This is a genomic window from Pseudomonas sp. NPDC089569 (assembly GCF_050280625.1).
In the GTDB taxonomy this organism is placed as follows: domain Bacteria; phylum Pseudomonadota; class Gammaproteobacteria; order Pseudomonadales; family Pseudomonadaceae; genus Aquipseudomonas.
Map to the genome: position 1 here is coordinate 1 of NZ_JBNNVQ010000124.1, position 15,864 is coordinate 15,864.

The following is a 15,864-nucleotide window of genomic DNA, read 5'->3' on the forward strand; positions in this document are numbered from 1 at the left end:
CTGAATCAGGTCGTCTTGCTTGATCACGGTCATGAGTCGCGCTCCTCTAAAAGACGGGAACATTCAATAAGGTGCTTGCAGCTTGGGTGCATCGGTCGGTTGCAAGCACCTTTCAAGGCACGCCGGGCATGCTGGCGCGACGCTAAAAAGGCGCGGCAGTATACCGTGCCTCGCCCCACGGCACACGCGCCGGTAGTCAATCGTTGGTCGCATATCGCGATTTTCCGCACCGCGGGTCCCAGCCACAAATCCGCAGGAGCCAGCGGTGCGGCGATTCGACTTGCCGGCGAAGGCGGCCTTGCGTCATGCGGCGCCATTGAAAACGCGTTTGCCTGTAGGAGCGAGGCTTGCCCGCGAAGGCGGCCTCAGGTCATGCGTCGCCATTGAAAACGCGTTCGCCTGTAGGAGCGAGGCTTGCCCGCGAAGGCGGCCTCAGGTCTTGCGGCGCCATTGAAATCGCGTTCGCCGGCAAGCCTGGCTCCTACGACGAGGGCGGCCTTGCGTCATGCGTCGCCATTGAAAACGCGCTTGCCTGTAGGAGCGAGGCTTGCCCGCGAAGGCGGCCTCAGGTCATGCGGCACCATTGAAGACGCGTTCGCCGGCAAGCCTGGCTCCTACAGGGGGGGGAATGAATTTGATGGTGATTTTTCGGCCGCGCCACTAAAGTGACATTTGGCCTGTAGAGTAGGACGCTCTCCAGTCTCCTTTCATTCGGTGAGTCAACGATTGACCCATAACGCCATCCAGCGACTTTTACTCAAGCGTTTTGCCCTCGCGGCCAGCACCTATGCCCTGGCACTGCTGTTGCTTTGGCTGGCATTTTTCACCGGTCACTTTCAGGAGTCGCTGGCGGGCGTGGCCGTTGGCAGTTCGCTGGTGGTCATCAGCCAGGCGGCGCTGTTCACGGTGTTCTATAGCGGCTGCAACCTGCGCTTTGCCGACCCCAGCCTGACTGAAGTCCAGGTGTTGCTGGGGCTGTGCTGGCAAAGCTGGCTCATTGCGCATCTGGGCGATGCGCGTGGGGCATTTCTGGTTTTTTATGTACTGATCCTGCTCTTCGGGTTGTTCCATCTGTCCCGTCGTGCCTTCTTGCGTTGTGCCTTGCTGGTGTTTTTCAGTTTCAGCGCGATCAACTTGTGGGAAGGCTATCACCTGCGATTGCCTGATCCGGCACTGGCCGCCTTGCAGGTGTGCGTGCTGTTGATCGTGCTGGTCTGGCTGGTGCTCTATGCCGGTTATGTCCAGGCGTCGCGACATCGCATGCGCCAGCGACGCTTTGCCTTGCAGGCGCACCAGGACACGCTGCGCGGGATGATGCGCCAACTCGAAGACCTGGTCGCCACTGACGAATTGACCGGGTTGTTCAATCGCCGGCATTTCCTGCGCCTGGCCTCCCGCGAGCTCAATGCCATGGAGGACGGGGTCGAGCATGGCCTGGCGCTGATCGACCTCGACCACTTCAAGCGCATCAATGACCTGCACGGTCATGCCGCCGGCGATCAAGTGCTGCAAGCCTTCGCCGGTGTGGCCACCGCTTGTCTGCGCGACGGTGACGTGCTGGCCCGCTACGGCGGCGAGGAATTCGTGGTGTTGCTGCCCGATTGCGATGCCGACAGCCTGACCTTGTGTTGTGAGCGATTGCGCATCGCCTTCACCGATGTCGAATTGATCGGTCTGAATGTCCGTAACCTCAGCTTGTCCGCCGGCATGACCCTGCTGCAACCGGGCGATGACCTGGACGATGCCTTGCAGCGAGCCGATCAGGCGCTGTATCGCGCCAAGCGTGACGGGCGCAATCGTTGTGCGGCGGCCTGGGAAAACGTCGATGCCTGAACTGCGTGTGGGTGATCGCCGGTGGACGGTGACGGCGGGCAGCAATTTGCTCGATGCGTTGAATCAGAACGGCGTGCCAGTGCCTTACAGCTGTCGTGCGGGCAGTTGTCATGCCTGTCTGGTGCAGTGCCTGCAGGGCGTGCCGAGCGACAGCCGCCCGGATGCCTTGAGTGTGGAGCAGCGCCAGCAAGGCTGGCGCCTGGCGTGTCAGTGCCAGGTGGTCGAGGACCTGCAAGTGCACACCTTCGATCCGCAACAGGACGGTCGTCCGGCGCAAGTGGCGGCGGTCGACTGGTTGAGTGCGAGTGTTTTGCGTTTGCGGTTGGTGCCGCAGCGTCCGTTGCGCTATCTCGCCGGGCAGCACCTGGTGCTGTGGGCCGGCAATGTGGCGCGACCTTACTCCCTTGCCAGCCTGCCGCAAGAAGATCGATTCCTGGAGTTTCACCTCGATTGTCGCCAGCCGGGGCAGTTTTGCGATGCGGCCCGTCAACTGAACATCGGCGATACGGTCCGCCTCGGTGAGTTGCGTGGCGGGGCGTTGCATTACGACCCGGACTGGCACAACAGGCCGCTATGGCTGATGGCTGCCGGTACCGGACTCGGACCTTTGTTCGGTGTGTTGCGTGAGGCGTTGCGCCAGGATCACAGCGCAGAGATTCGGGTCATTCATCTGGCCCATGATGTCGGCGAGCATTATCTGGCCAAACCCCTGCAAGCCATGGCGGCCAGCCGGGCGAACCTGAACATCGAGCTGTGGACCGCGGCACAGCTGCCAGTGGCCCTGGCGCAACTGCGGCTGGTTTCCCGTCGGACCCAGGCCTTGCTCTGTGGAGCCCCCGATAGCGTCGATGCCTTTGCCCGACGCCTGTATCTGGCGGGGCTGCCGCGCAACCAACTGCTGGCCGATGTGTTCCTGCCCCGTGGTTGAGCGCTGATATCCAGCCGAACGCGGAGCGTCCGTTGAGGCATTCCCACGCGGAGCGTGGGAACGATCAAGCAACGTTCCAGGATCAGAAATCAAAAAGCCCCGCCATTCACATGGCGGGGCTTTTGTTTTTCAGCGGTCGGTCACTCAGACCATCGGATCGCCAACGTGCAGGATCTTCATGCCATTGGTGCCGCCGGTGGTGTGGTAGCTGTCGCCCTTGGTCAGGATGACCCAGTCGCCTTTCTCCACGACGCCGCGCTTGACCAGCTCGTCGATAGCCTTCTGGCTGACTTCGTTCGGTGCCAGCGAAGCCGGGTCGAACGGAATGGTGTAGACACCACGGAACATTGCCGCGCGGGCCTGGGCTTCGCGATGCGGCGTGAACGCGTAGATCGGTACCGAGGAGCGGATGCGCGACATGATCAGTGGGGTGTAGCCACTTTCGGTCAGTGCAATGATTGCCTTCACGCCAGGGAAATGGTTGGCCGTGTACATGGTGGCCAGGGCAATGCTTTCGTCGCAACGCTCGAAGGTCTTGCCGATGCGGTGGCTGGAGGTCTTGCTGGTCGGGTGCTTTTCCGCACCGATGCAAATGCGGGCCATGGCCTGCACGGCTTCGAGCGGGTAGGCACCGGCGGCGGACTCGGCCGACAGCATGACGGCGTCGGTGTAGTCGAGTACGGCGTTGGCCACGTCGGACACTTCGGCGCGGGTCGGCATCGGATTCTGGATCATCGACTCCATCATCTGGGTCGCCACGATCACGGCCTTGTTGTGGCGGCGCGCGTGCAGAATGATTTTCTTCTGGATGCCCACCAGTTCGGCGTCGCCGATTTCAACGCCCAGGTCGCCACGCGCAACCATGACCGCGTCGGAAGCCTGGATCAGGTCGTCGAGAGTTTCGTCGTCGGCCACGGCTTCGGCGCGCTCGATCTTCGCCACCAGCCAGGCGGTGCCGCCGGCCTCGTCGCGCAGTTGACGGGCGTATTGCATGTCGGCGGCGTCACGCGGGAAGGAGACGGCCAGGTAGTCCAGGTCCATTTCCGCGGCGAGCTTGATGTCCGCCTTGTCTTTCTCGGTCAGGGCCGGTGCGGTCAGGCCGCCACCGCGACGGTTGATGCCCTTGTGGTCCGACAGCGGGCCGCCGATGGTCACGGTGCAGTTCAGTTCGGTTTCGGTCGCGGTGTCGACGCGCATCACCACGCGCCCGTCGTCGAGCAGCAGCTCGTCGCCCACGCCGCAGTCCTTGACCAGGTCCGGGTAGTCGATGCCGACCACTTGCTGGTTGCCTTCGGTCAGCGGATGGCTGGTGGAAAAGGTGAATTGATCACCGATCTTCAGTTCGATGCGCTTGTTGGCGAACTTGGCGATACGGATTTTCGGGCCTTGCAGGTCGCCCAGCAGGGCAACGAAGCGGCCGTGTTTGGCGGCCAGGTCACGCACCAGTTTCGCGCGAGCCTTGTGCTCGTCGGGGGTGCCGTGGGAGAAGTTCAGGCGGGCGACGTCCAGGCCAGCCAGGATCAACTGTTCGAGAACTTCCGGCGAGTTACTGGCCGGGCCTAGGGTGGCGACGATTTTGGTACGACGGACGGACATGCAAAGACTCCTGAGTTCAAGCGCTGAGTGAGGCTACTATGGTCCGATGTTGTAGTCATTGTTCGTTTGCACTACTTATTGCTTTCTTTATTGAACACGGCAACTTTGTACCTGGCAGCCTGAAGATTTCCGCCCGCGGGTCGATACAGCGTTCAAGACAGGAGATCCCCCCATGCGATTCGTGCCCATTGCCGCCCTTGCCCTCAGCGTCCTCAGTGTCACGGGTTGTACCCGTTGGGCGATGAACCACCATTTGAATAACGCCTACAGCGCTTATGACCGGGGCAATTGCGAGCAGGTCATGCTCGAATTGTCCAAGGTGGAGCGCGATAGCCGGGCGCGGCCTTATGTATGGCCGGAAGTCTCGATGATGCGCGGTCAGTGCCTGGAACGGCAGAAAATGTTTATCGATGCCGCCCAGACCTATCAATTCATCATCGCCGCCTATCCGCAGAGCGAGTATGCCTACCGTGCCCGCGCCCGCCTGGAAACCTTGCAGAGTCTGGGCCACTACTCGACCCGCAGCGCCGCAGCGGTGCGCCCGACTCAGTTCTGATGCTGGCCATCATTCAATGGCTGGCCGACCGGCGGCGGTGAGCTATAGTCCAATAGACCGGTAGGGAGCCTTGTCTCCAGACCGACGCAACACCTGTGATCGGCAGGAGTAAGCGGCAGCGATGTAGGGACTGTCGCACCAGGATCGGGGAGAGCGGGCCGCATCGACTGTCTGGCACAGTGGGCAGGCCTGTTCCGAAGCATTGGTGTGGCCCTGTTCAAGGGCCTAGCGTAGCGAATTCAGCAATGTTCACTGACCGCCGGATCGAGCGGCATCAACTGCCGTATTTCCTGAAAGTATTCAACAGCATTACCGACAAACCCATTGGTTATCTGGGCAATGTCTCCGAAGACGGGCTGATGTTGATCAGTCAGTTGCCGATCATGATCGGCGCGGACTTCGATTTGCGCTTGAAAATTCCCGCCAGCGACGGCTGCCAACAGGTCATCGACCTGCGTGCCTGTTGCCTGTGGTGCCACGAGGATGCAACCCCTCACCATTATGACGCCGGATTCAGCCTGCAACGGGCGCCACCGGAGTATGGGCAATTGGTGAGGGCGTTGAAGCAGTATTTCAGTTTTCAGACGCTGTCGGCTTCGGCCTGATCCGTACTCAAAAGCTTCGCGGGCGGGCTCGGCGCCTGTTCGGGATGGCCTCTTTATCCGATGTCGGCCGCTTCGGCGGGGAGGCGGCATTTGCGTATTACGCGGTAACGACGCCGCGATGATGGAATGACAAGAGTACTGGCCGCCACGGGACATGAACGCCTAGACTTCGCCGATCTTCAATTCAGGATCAGCCCGTGACCTCCATCTTCTGGTACGACTATGAAACGACGGGCATCAACCCGCGCTGCGATCGCCCCCTGCAAATGGCCGGACTGCGCACGGACTTCGATCTCAATGAAATAGACGAACCGGTCAACCTGTATTGCCGGCCCGGCGACGATATCCTGCCGCATGCTGCGGCCTGTACGATCACCGGCATTACCCCTGGCCGCCTGTCCGAACAGGGCTTGTGCGAGGCCGACTTCATGACCCGGGTGCACGCCCAACTGGCGGCGCCGGGAACCTGTGGTGCTGGCTACAACACCTTGCGCTTTGACGATGAGATGACCCGCTACAGCCTGTACCGCAACTTTTTCGATCCCTATGCGCGGGAATGGCAGGGCGGTAACAGTCGTTGGGACCTGATCGATGTGGTGCGTGCAGCGTACGCCTTGCGGCCTGACGGCATCGTCTGGCCAACGGGCGAAGAGGGGCAGGTGACACTCAAGCTCGAACGCCTGACCGCGGCTAACGGCATTGATCACGGCCATGCACATGAAGCGCTGTCGGACGTTCGCGCCACCATTGCTCTGGCGCGCTTGATCCGGGAAAAACAGCCGAAGCTGTATGAGTGGTTGTTCCAGCTGCGCAGCAAACAGAAGGTGCTGGACCAGATTCGACTGCTGCAACCGATCGTGCACGTGTCGGGGCGTTTTTCCGCCGCGCGCAACTATGTGGGGGTGGTGCTGCCTTTGGCATGGCACCCGCGCAACAAGAACGCATTGATTGTCTGCGATCTGCACCTGGACCCGCAGGGCTTGCTTGATCTGGATACGGAGACCTTGCGCCGGCACTTGTACACCCGGCGCGATGAGCTGGCCGAAGGTCAATTGCCGGTGCCGCTCAAGCTCATTCACATCAATAAATGCCCGGTGGTTGCACCCTTGTCGGTACTTCGCCCACAGGACCAGCAGCGCCTGGGGCTGGATATGGCGCTGTATCAGCAGCGCGCGCAGCGGCTAAGTGAAACGCAAGAAAACTGGCGGGAAAAAGTTTCCGGGATTTACGCCCGCGAGGAATTTTCCGCAAGCGAGGACCCGGAACAACAGTTGTACGATGGTTTTATCGGTGATCGCGATCGGCGGCTGTGCGAGCAAGTCCGCACAGTTGATCCGATTCAGTTGGCACAAGAACAATGGCCGTTCGATGATGAACGTTTGCCTGAATTATTGTTTCGATATCGCGCACGCAACTTTCCCGACACGTTGAGTTTTGAAGAGCAAGAACGCTGGAAAGAATTTTGTCGGAAACGTCTTACGAACACGGAGTGGGGCGCGCCAAATACACTGGAAAGTTTTGTGGAGACCGCAGCCCAATTGACTCTTACAGCAACACCGTTTCAACAGGAGGTGCTCAATGAATGGCAGCAATATGTTCAGGGATTGCGCAGTCGTTTGAATCTTTGAAATCGAAAGTACCGCGGCTGAACTCCGGGCATAAAAAAACGCCAGCGAAATTCTGGCGTTATTTTTTTGTCGCCGATTTCGGCGGCAGGCTGTGAGGCTTAGCCCAGCAGGGTAGCCCAGCCTTCAACCACGTCACCGCCCCACTTGGCTTTCCACTCTTTCAGAGTCTTGTGGTTGCCACCTTTGGTTTCGATGACTTCGCCGTTGTGCGGGTTTTTGTATTGTTTAACTTTGCGGGCACGCTTGGTGCCGGTAGTTTTTGCTGCACCGCCGCGTGGCGCCTTGGTTTTGGAGTCCGGATCCAGCAGGGCGATGATGTCACGCAGGGACTTGGAGTATTCACCCATCAGAGCGCGCAGTTTGCCTTCGAATTCCAGTTCGGCTTGCAGTTTGTCGTCCTGGGACAGGTTCTTCAAACGGGCTTGCAGCTCTTTGATAGCTTCTTCTGTGGCACGATATTCGTTGATCAAGGACATGATTACTACCTTATGCAGGAAATGGGATGGCAGGGGACAGTGCGGCAATAATAGTCAGGGTGTTTCATCAAGTAAACATTGGGTCGGGTTTTATTTAATTTAATTACGATGAACTCGTACTCATTCGAACCGTAGTTAAATAGTTCGCCGTCGCCGATACAAATGTTCACAAAAGCATGTCGGGTAAATGGCAAATAACAGTCGCCTGGTGTGGCCGCCCTCGCGATTTGCAGGTCCCTTCAGCGACCTTCGGCAAGGCTCGAGGTGATCAATACTGCAGTTTTGCTGCGCAATCGCTAGAATGGCCGCCTTTGCGAAGTTCTGGAGTTTCCCCCTCATGCGCACTTTTCGGCTGGTGATTTCCTGCCCCGACCGCGTCGGCATCGTTGCTAAAGTCAGTAACTTTCTGGCGTCACACAATGGCTGGATCACTGAAGCGAGCCATCATTCGGACAACCAGAGTGGCTGGTTCTTCATGCGTCACGAGATTCGTGCCGACTCGCTGCCCTTTGGTATCGAAGCCTTTCGCGAAGCGTTTGCGCCGATTGCCGAAGAGTTTTCGATGGACTGGCGCATCACCGATACCGCGCAGAAAAAACGCGTGGTGCTGATGGCCAGCCGCGAGTCGCACTGCCTCGCCGACTTGCTGCACCGCTGGCACAGCGATGAACTGGACTGTGAAATCGCCTGCGTGATTTCCAACCACGACGACCTTCGCAGCATGGTCGAATGGCATGGCATTCCGTACTACCACGTGCCAGTCAATCCTCAGGACAAGGAGCCGGCATTCGCCGAAGTCTCGCGCCTGGTCAAGCAACATGCTGCCGAAGTGGTGGTACTGGCTCGCTACATGCAGATCCTGCCACCCGAGCTGTGCAGTGAATATGCCCACAAAGTCATCAATATCCACCACAGCTTCCTGCCGTCGTTCGTGGGCGCCAAGCCTTATCACCAGGCCTCCATGCGCGGCGTGAAGCTGATCGGTGCAACCTGCCACTACGTGACCGAAGAGCTGGACGCCGGTCCGATCATCGAGCAGGACGTGGTGCGTGTCAGCCACAGCGACAGCATCGAAGACATGGTGCGTTTCGGTCGCGATGTGGAAAAAATGGTGCTGGCCCGCGGCCTGCGTTACCACCTGGAAGATCGGGTGCTGGTGCACGGCAACAAGACCGTGGTGTTCTGACCACAACAGGGCAGGGTTGAAATTCGAGGGGCCTGGGCGTTCAATCGCTGCAGGCCCTTCGCCGTTTCTGCACCGAGGATATGTCCATGGCCGATCCACTCGACAAAGCCACTTCCAGGGCGCCCGCCACATTGGGCGAGGGCTGCCTGAGCCGATACGATCCCGACGAGATGAGCCCGGAGGATGGCACCGAGTTTCCGGGGGCCGCCGAGCTGTGGGAGCAATTGCAGCGAGAGCCCGACGAGCCGCCTAAGCCTGCTTGAGCCTGATCAGCTTCTTGAGCAGTGGGCGTCCGAGCATCAGCAGGAACACCGGCCCGCCCACTACCAGGTAAAAGTAATAGGTCACCGCCCGCCAGATCAGGATCGCCGCGGCTGCGGTGGATTTTCCTACCATGGGCGCCAGCAGGGCGGCCGATGTCAATTCTGCCGCTCCGGCCCCGCCCGGCAGCAGGCTCAATTGCCCTGCACTCAGTGACAGCATCTGGATCAGGAAACACCAGGCCCACTGCAAATCCGCACCCAGTCCACGCAAGGCCAGATACAGCACGCTGTAGCGCAGCGCCCAATGCAGGCAAGTCAGCGCGAATACCGTGATCAACGTCTTGAAGGGCAGCTTGAGGGTATCGGTGAACGCCGCCAGAAAATGCAGGAGTTTTCGTGCCCAGCGAACCCGGGTCGTGGAGGTGACGTTCAGGCGGGACAGCAGTCGGCCACTCAGGCGAATCAGCAAACGGTGGCAACGAGCAACCAGCGCGCAAACCACCAGGCCACCGAATATCGAGATCGCACTGACGACCAGCAGCCACTCCATGCGCTGGCTGAGGTGTTGAAACAGGGCGTAAATCAGAATCCCGCTCAAGGCGCAGAGGAAAAACAACAGGTCGCTCAACTGATCCATGGCGAACACGGCGCTGCCTCTGGCCGGGCGGACACCGTTGCGCGCCAGCAACGCCATGATGGTCAAGGGGCCGCCGCTGCCACCGGGTGTGGCGCAGTAGGCGAATTCGGCGGCCATTACCACCCCCAGGCTCTGGACCGGGTTGACCTTGTCGCGTTGGTCCCCGAGTAAAAGGCGCAGGCGCATCGTATTCACCACCCAGCACATCAGGATCATGCCGAACATGATCAGCAACCAGGTCAGAGGGAATTCCTTCAATCTCGACCAGGTTTCGTTCCCGCCCAATAGCCAGGGAATCAGCACCGCAGCAAGCAGGCCGATCAACAACAGGATTGCGCGGCTCATGCGACGCACGCCTTGTGTTCGCTTTGCCTCGCCAGCCAGGCGGCTTTGGTTGAAGGTACCCGGCCTTCCTCAAGCAGGCGCTTGAGCGTTGTCAGCCAGTAATTTCGTGAAAAATCGTGGCGCATATCTACCGGGTGAATTCCGAGACGAATGACTGGCGCCTGTCGCCAACGTTGTTCGAGTCGATCGCTGACAAGCTTGGACAAACCCCGGCGCCAGGCGCTACGCGCACTCCAGACCAGTCCGGGGGCATTGACCTGCGTGAAGTCCGGCAGGCGATATAGATGCTGCGCATCACTGGTATAGCGCAAGGGCAATTGGCGCAGGGCCTGGCGCGTCCCCTCGCTCATCAGCCAGGCCGGCGCGACGAAACCCTGCAGCGGCCAGTCGTTGCGCCGGAATACATCGATGCCGGCCTGCAGACGGGTGAGCGCGGCCTCACGGGACAGGCTGTAAAACTCACCTTCATGGGTATAGATACGGCGCATGAACCAGTCCCTTGGATGGTTTGTCATCGGCTGGTCATCGCAATGGAAATAGCCATGCAGGACCAATTCATCGCCACGGGCAATTCGTCTGCCAAGCAGGTGGCGAAACGCCGGGTGGGCCGCCAGATCGTTGTGTCCGTGAAAGTCCGGTACCACCAGCCAGGTCATGGGCACGTTGCCCAGGGCATCTACGGCTTCGACAAAAGGCTGGTAATCAGCCCAGGTTGGCGGTGCGACATCATGCAGCACCAGCATCAGGCCGGGGGCATTCATGGGTTCAACCATTGGCCGCTCTTGGCCATTGGCTGCCGAGCACCGCGTGATAGTGGCCGAGCAAACTGTTGACCACGGTGTCCCAGGCGTAATGCCGTTCGACATGCCGTCGCGCTTGCCGGCCGAGGGCTGTGTTGCCCTGGCTGAACAGCTGTTGCACTGCATCGGCCATGGCCCGTGAATCATTGGGTGCACACAACAGGCCACATCGATCGGTGATGATTTCCTCGAAAGCCCCGGCCGCCACGGCCACTACCGGGATGCCACAGGCCATGGCTTCAAGAATCACCAGGCCGAAGGTTTCCTGGTCACCGGCATGCAGCAAAGCGTCGGCGCTGGCCATCAGGCGGGCAACTTGCGCAACCGGGCGGAACTCATCGATGACGGTGACATTATCCGGCACGGCACTCGGCATGGAGGACCCGACCAGCAGCAGGTGATAGCGACGGCCCAGGTATTTCATGCAATCGAGCAGGACCGGCAGGTTTTTTTCCTTCGAGCCACGGCCGGCGAAAATCAACAGGTGAGTGTTTTCATCCAGACCCAACTCCCCGCGCAGGCCCGGATCGCGTGCGCGCGGATGAAAGGTGTGTAAATCGACGCCCAGGGGTTGCACGAAAACATTGCGCACACCCAGGCCGGCCAGCTTGTCCGCCATGACCCGGCTTGGCGCCAGTACCCGGTCGAAGTTGCCGTAGAGTTTGCTGACGTAGGCCTCGACATTGGGGGTCACCCAGTTGCCCATGCGATTGCTGACCAGCAGCGGCAGGTCGGAGTGATAGAAGCCGATGACCGGTACGTCCAGTTGCCGACGTGCATCCAGGGCTGCCCAGGCAGTGAGGTAAGGGTCGCCGACTTCGATCAGGTCGGGTTGCAGATCGTGCAGGACATTTCGCCAGGGGGCCAGGCGCAGGGGGAATCGATAACCCTTGCCGAAGGGCAAGGCGGGAGCCGGTACGGTGTAAACGCCATCCTGTTCGCTGAAGAATGCGCCGGGAATCAACAAACTGTGACGAATGCCCGGTCTTATGCACAGGCGATGATGTTTGGCATCCAGATAGGTACGCACACCACCGCTGGCAGGGGCGTAGAACATGGTTATGTCAGCGATATGCACGATGAACATCCCTCCGGCCCGTTGTTCTCCTTGGTTGACCTTAATGAAGAATAGATGTTCGGTCGGGGTTTTGCGGGCGGCGGGGTTTGCGGGGGAGGGGCAGATTGTTTTCGCGGCTGATGTCCCCTTCGCGGGCAAGCCTCGCTCCTACAGGATCCGGTTGTAGGAGCGAGGCTTGCCCGCGAACGGAGGCGCCTCAGATCCTGAAGCTACCCACCAACTGTTTCAACCGCGCCGCCTGCTGCTCGAGGTCCGAGCACGCACGCAGTGTCGCCTGCAGGTTTTCCACACCTTCCTGGTTCAGTGTGTTGATCTCGGTGATGTCGACGTTGATCGACTCCACCACGGCCGTCTGTTCCTCGGTTGCCGTGGCCACCGACTGGTTCATGCCGTCGATTTCGCCGATACGCTCGGTCACGCTGCTCAGGCGTTCGCCGGCCAGGTTGGCGATTTCCACGCTGTCCTGACTGTGACGCTGGCTGTCGCTCATGGTGCTCACGGACTCGCGGGCACCGACCTGCAATTCCTCGATCATGGTCTGTACCTGTTGCGCCGATTCCTGGGTGCGGTGCGCAAGGTTACGCACCTCATCGGCCACCACGGCAAACCCGCGACCAGCCTCACCGGCCCGCGCCGCCTCGATGGCAGCATTGAGCGCCAGCAGGTTGGTTTGTTGGGAGATGCTGGTAATCACTTCGAGAATCTGCCCGATGTTCACGGTTTTGCTGTTGAGCGATTCGATGTTGGTGCTCGATGCGCTGAGCATGTTCGACAGTTGATTCATCGCGACAATGCTGCGATCCACCACTTGCTGCCCGTCTACGGCCAGACTGCGCGCGTTGCTGGCCTGGCTGGATGCCTGGGCCGCATTGCGTGCGATTTCCTGGGCCGCGGCGCCGAGCTGGTTGATTGCCGCCGCCACGCTGCTGGTGCGCGAGGCCTGCTGGTCGGAGTTGTACATCGACGAGTTGGAAGCCGCCACCACGCGCAGCGCCACTTCGTTGACTTGACCGGTGGCCGAGGACACTTCGCGGATCGAGCCGTGAATACGTTCCACGAAACGGTTGAACGCCGTGCCGAGGCTGCCGAATTCATCGTTGTTCACAATGGTCAGGCGTTTGGTCAGATCGCCTTCGCCGTCGGCGATATCGGCCATGGCCCGGGTCATGAAGTGCAGCGGCTGGATCAGGATGCGGATCAGCATGCCCAGCAGAGCAATGATGATGACGACGGCAATCAGGGTGGCGACGACTGCCGAAGTGCGGAATTGGCTGAGCATGGAGAAGGCTTTTTCCTTATCCACGGACAGACCGATGTACCAGTTGACCGAGGAAAGTCCCTTGATCGGCGTAAAGGTTACGATGCGGGTATTGCCGTCGACCTGGATTTCACTCAGGTCGCTGCTGATGGCAGGTGTGTCTTGCGGGTAGACATCCTTGAGTGTCTTCAATGCCAGCGCTTTGTCGGGATGTACCAGAATCTTGCCGTCGGCGCTGACCAGGAAGGCATACCCCATCCCGTTGAAATCCAGTGCCTTGAGGCTGTCGGCAATCACCTGCAGGCTCAGGTCGCCACCGACGACACCGACGTTCTGGCCGTCCTTGACGACGCTATTGACGATGGAAATCACCATTTGGCCGGACGCCAGGTCCAAATAGGGTTCGGTCAATGCCGACCCGCTGGAGCCTTGCGCGCTCTTGTACCAGGGGCGTGCACGAGGGTCATAGCCGTCGGGCATCTTGCTGTCGGGACGGATGATGAACGAACCGTCCTTGCTGCCCAGGTAGGCGCCCATGAAGGTCGAAGTGATGGCTTTTTGCACGAGCAGGCTGGAAACGTTTTCGGCATCGGAATTCATTGCAACCGATTGCGACAGGTTTTCAATCAGCAGGCTTCGCCCGTTCAGCCACGTCTGAATGTTGTTGGCAGTGACTCTGCCCATTTCCTGCAGGTAATTGTTCAGGTTCTCGCGAATGGCATTGCGCTGCAGATAGTCGTTGTACAGCGTGAACGAGGCAAAGGCAGCAATGACAATGAGAGCGGCGGCAAGCAGGATCTTATGGCTGAATCGTAGATTTTTGTTCATGGCTTGGGGTTCCGCTAAGGTCTAAACACCCATCGCGTGCTTTTATAAAGGAAACGCAACTGGGCAAGGTTGAAAGCAAGTGATATTTCCATCGCTCCTTAAGGGAAATGTCCTACCAGATTGTGTCTGTCTGCTTTGTAGATGTTTCTATCGGCCGCACGGGGCCAAAGATTAATCAATGGGTGACCAAATGCCTGACTCATTGCAACTCGTTATCGGCGCCGACCTCTCGGGACAGCCGGTCGCCCAGGCCATGCGCCTGGCCAACCGTCACGGTTTGATCGCAGGCGCTACCGGGACCGGCAAGACGGTCACCTTGCAACGTATGGCCGAAGCCTTCAGCGATGCGGGTGTCGCGGTGTTCGCGGCCGATATCAAAGGTGACCTGTGCGGTCTGGGCGCCGCCGGCAACCCTCAGGGCAAGATCGCCGAACGGATCGCCACGATGCCATGGCTCAATTACAAGCCGGCGGCGTATCCCGTGACGCTGTGGGACATTCACGGTCAATCCGGTCATCCATTGCGCACGACCTTGAGTGAAATGGGGCCATTGCTGCTGGGCAGTCTGCTGGAACTGACCGATAGCCAGCAGTCGGCGCTGTACGCCGCGTTCAAGGTGGCGGATCGCGAAGGCCTGTTGCTGCTGGACCTGAAGGACCTGAAGGCGCTGCTCAATCACCTCAAGGACAACCCGCAACTGCTGGGCGATGACGTGGCGCTGATGACCACAGGTTCGAGCCAGGCCCTGTTGCGACGCCTGGCGACCCTCGAGCAGCAGGGGGCCGAGGCGTTTTTCGGTGAACCGGCGCTGCAACTTCAGGACATTTTGCAGCCGACCGCCGATGGGCGCGGGCGCATTCATTTGCTTGATGCCAGTCGTCTGGTGCATGAAGCACCGAAGGTCTATGCAACCTTCCTGTTGTGGCTGCTGGCCGAACTGTTCGAGCAATTGCCGGAGCGTGGCGATGCGGACAAACCGCTGCTGGCACTGTTTTTCGACGAGGCGCACCTGTTGTTCGCCGGTACGCCAAAGGCCTTGCAGGATCGTTTGGAACAAGTCGTGCGATTGATTCGGTCCAAAGGCGTGGGTGTGTATTTTGTCACCCAGTCGCCGGGTGACCTGCCGGATGACGTGTTGGCGCAACTGGGTTTGCGCATTCAGCATGGCTTGCGTGCGTTTACCGCCAAGGAGCAGAAGTCCCTGCGGGCCGTGGCCGAAGGTTTCCGGCCCAACCCCGCGTTCGACGCCTTGTCGGTGTTGACGGAGCTCGGTATCGGCGAAGCGCTGGTCGGCACCTTGCAGGACAAGGGCACCCCGGAAATGGTCCGGCGGGTGCTGGTGGCACCGCCCCAGTCGCGAATCGGGCCCCTGAGCGATGCCGAGCGCGCCGCACTCATTGCCGGGTCACCGCTGCAGGGACGGTATGACAAACCGATCGATCGCGAGTCGGCATACGAGGTGCTGATGGGGCGTAAAGGACTGGCGCCTGAGGCGCAGGCGGCTCCAGGCAAGCCGGCGCAGCAGGAGCCGAGCTTCACCGAACAGGCCGGGGAGTTTCTCGGTACGGCTGCGGGGCAGGCGCTGAAGTCGGCGATGCGCCAGGCGGCGAATCAGTTGGGACGGCAACTGGTGCGGGGGTTGATGGGGTCGTTGCTGGGCGGCAACAAACGCCGATAAATCGGTGAACCGTAGGAGCGAGCGGTGCGGCGATCCGACTTGCCCGCGAAGCTTTTGGCGTCCTCTAGAGCCTTTTCGCGGGCAAGCCTGAACTGGTCAAGTAATTCTGGACACCAGTTAAGGTTTTCACGCCGCCAATTTCTCCATAGCTACCGGCGATCGGTAGCCG

Annotated in this window: 14 protein-coding genes and 1 pseudogene; 8 read left to right on the forward strand and 7 right to left on the reverse strand. The window is 60.0% G+C overall.

The genetic code is table 11. The features are described 5' to 3' along the window. Positions 1–726 precede the first annotated feature (726 nt). Positions 727–1,833, forward strand: coding sequence for a GGDEF domain-containing protein (locus ACQKP2_RS28520; protein WP_427581481.1), 1,107 nt, complete (start codon positions 727–729; stop codon positions 1,831–1,833). Continuing rightward, complete coding sequence (locus ACQKP2_RS28525) at positions 1,826–2,761, forward strand: iron-sulfur-binding ferredoxin reductase (protein WP_427581483.1); 936 nt, start codon at positions 1,826–1,828, stop codon at positions 2,759–2,761. The genes ACQKP2_RS28520 and ACQKP2_RS28525 overlap by 8 nt, the downstream gene beginning before the upstream one ends. Before the next feature lie 144 nt (positions 2,762–2,905). Here the strand turns inward: ACQKP2_RS28525 and pyk are convergent, their stop codons facing one another. Continuing rightward, positions 2,906–4,357, reverse strand: a complete 1,452-nt coding sequence (gene pyk, locus ACQKP2_RS28530; RefSeq protein ID WP_427581485.1) for a pyruvate kinase — start codon at positions 4,355–4,357, stop codon at positions 2,906–2,908. A 172-nt stretch (positions 4,358–4,529) separates the two neighbouring features. Between pyk and ACQKP2_RS28535 the strand changes: the two genes are divergently transcribed. The 3 genes from ACQKP2_RS28535 to sbcB all read left to right on the forward strand — a co-directional run bounded on the left by ACQKP2_RS28535 (position 4,530) and on the right by sbcB (position 7,146). Beyond that, positions 4,530–4,913 (forward strand): tetratricopeptide repeat protein, encoded by a 384-nt coding sequence (locus tag ACQKP2_RS28535; RefSeq protein WP_427581487.1) that lies wholly within the window; start codon positions 4,530–4,532, stop codon positions 4,911–4,913. Between the two features lie 245 nt (positions 4,914–5,158). After that, complete coding sequence (locus ACQKP2_RS28540) at positions 5,159–5,518, forward strand: PilZ domain-containing protein (RefSeq protein WP_427581489.1); 360 nt, start codon at positions 5,159–5,161, stop codon at positions 5,516–5,518. A gap of 197 nt (positions 5,519–5,715) precedes the next feature. Then, positions 5,716–7,146 carry an exodeoxyribonuclease I gene (sbcB, locus tag ACQKP2_RS28545; RefSeq protein ID WP_427581491.1) on the forward strand — a complete coding sequence of 477 codons (1,431 nt, stop codon included), beginning with the start codon at positions 5,716–5,718 and terminating at the stop codon, positions 7,144–7,146. A 98-nt stretch (positions 7,147–7,244) separates the two neighbouring features. On the opposite strand, the gene mvaT is transcribed toward sbcB, so the two are convergent. Further along, positions 7,245–7,622: a histone-like nucleoid-structuring protein MvaT gene (mvaT, locus tag ACQKP2_RS28550; protein ID WP_427581493.1), complete on the reverse strand. Its 378-nt coding sequence runs from the start codon at positions 7,620–7,622 to the stop codon at positions 7,245–7,247. 337 nt (positions 7,623–7,959) lie between these two features. Between mvaT and purU the strand changes: the two genes are divergently transcribed. After that, a complete protein-coding gene (gene purU, locus ACQKP2_RS28555; protein WP_427581495.1) occupies positions 7,960–8,808 on the forward strand; it encodes a formyltetrahydrofolate deformylase in 849 nt (282 codons plus the stop codon). An 86-nt stretch (positions 8,809–8,894) separates the two neighbouring features. Further along, positions 8,895–9,071 carry a hypothetical protein gene (locus ACQKP2_RS28560; protein ID WP_427581497.1) on the forward strand — a complete coding sequence of 59 codons (177 nt, stop codon included), beginning with the start codon at positions 8,895–8,897 and terminating at the stop codon, positions 9,069–9,071. Here ACQKP2_RS28560 and ACQKP2_RS28565 read toward each other — a convergent pair. From ACQKP2_RS28565 to ACQKP2_RS28585, 5 genes and pseudogenes are all read right to left on the reverse strand, one after another. After that, entirely contained in the window at positions 9,058–10,053 is a 996-nt protein-coding gene (locus ACQKP2_RS28565) for a lysylphosphatidylglycerol synthase transmembrane domain-containing protein (RefSeq protein ID WP_427581499.1), read from the reverse strand. The genes ACQKP2_RS28560 and ACQKP2_RS28565 overlap by 14 nt on opposite strands. After that, positions 10,050–10,826 carry a DUF2334 domain-containing protein gene (locus tag ACQKP2_RS28570; protein ID WP_427581501.1) on the reverse strand — a complete coding sequence of 259 codons (777 nt, stop codon included), beginning with the start codon at positions 10,824–10,826 and terminating at the stop codon, positions 10,050–10,052. Before ACQKP2_RS28570 ends, ACQKP2_RS28565 begins: the two co-directional genes overlap by 4 nt. Further along, a complete protein-coding gene (locus tag ACQKP2_RS28575) occupies positions 10,819–11,940 on the reverse strand; it encodes a glycosyltransferase family 4 protein (protein WP_427581503.1) in 1,122 nt (373 codons plus the stop codon). The genes ACQKP2_RS28570 and ACQKP2_RS28575 overlap by 8 nt, the downstream gene beginning before the upstream one ends. Before the next feature lie 187 nt (positions 11,941–12,127). Continuing rightward, entirely contained in the window at positions 12,128–12,892 is a 765-nt protein-coding gene (locus ACQKP2_RS28580) for a methyl-accepting chemotaxis protein (RefSeq protein WP_427581507.1), read from the reverse strand. A 93-nt stretch (positions 12,893–12,985) separates the two neighbouring features. Continuing rightward, positions 12,986–14,017 (reverse strand): annotated as a pseudogene (locus ACQKP2_RS28585) (HAMP domain-containing protein); the annotation flags it as partial. A gap of 190 nt (positions 14,018–14,207) precedes the next feature. Between ACQKP2_RS28585 and ACQKP2_RS28590 the strand changes: the two are divergent. After that, positions 14,208–15,695 (forward strand): helicase HerA-like domain-containing protein, encoded by a 1,488-nt coding sequence (locus ACQKP2_RS28590; protein WP_427581505.1) that lies wholly within the window; start codon positions 14,208–14,210, stop codon positions 15,693–15,695. Positions 15,696–15,864 lie beyond the last annotated feature (169 nt).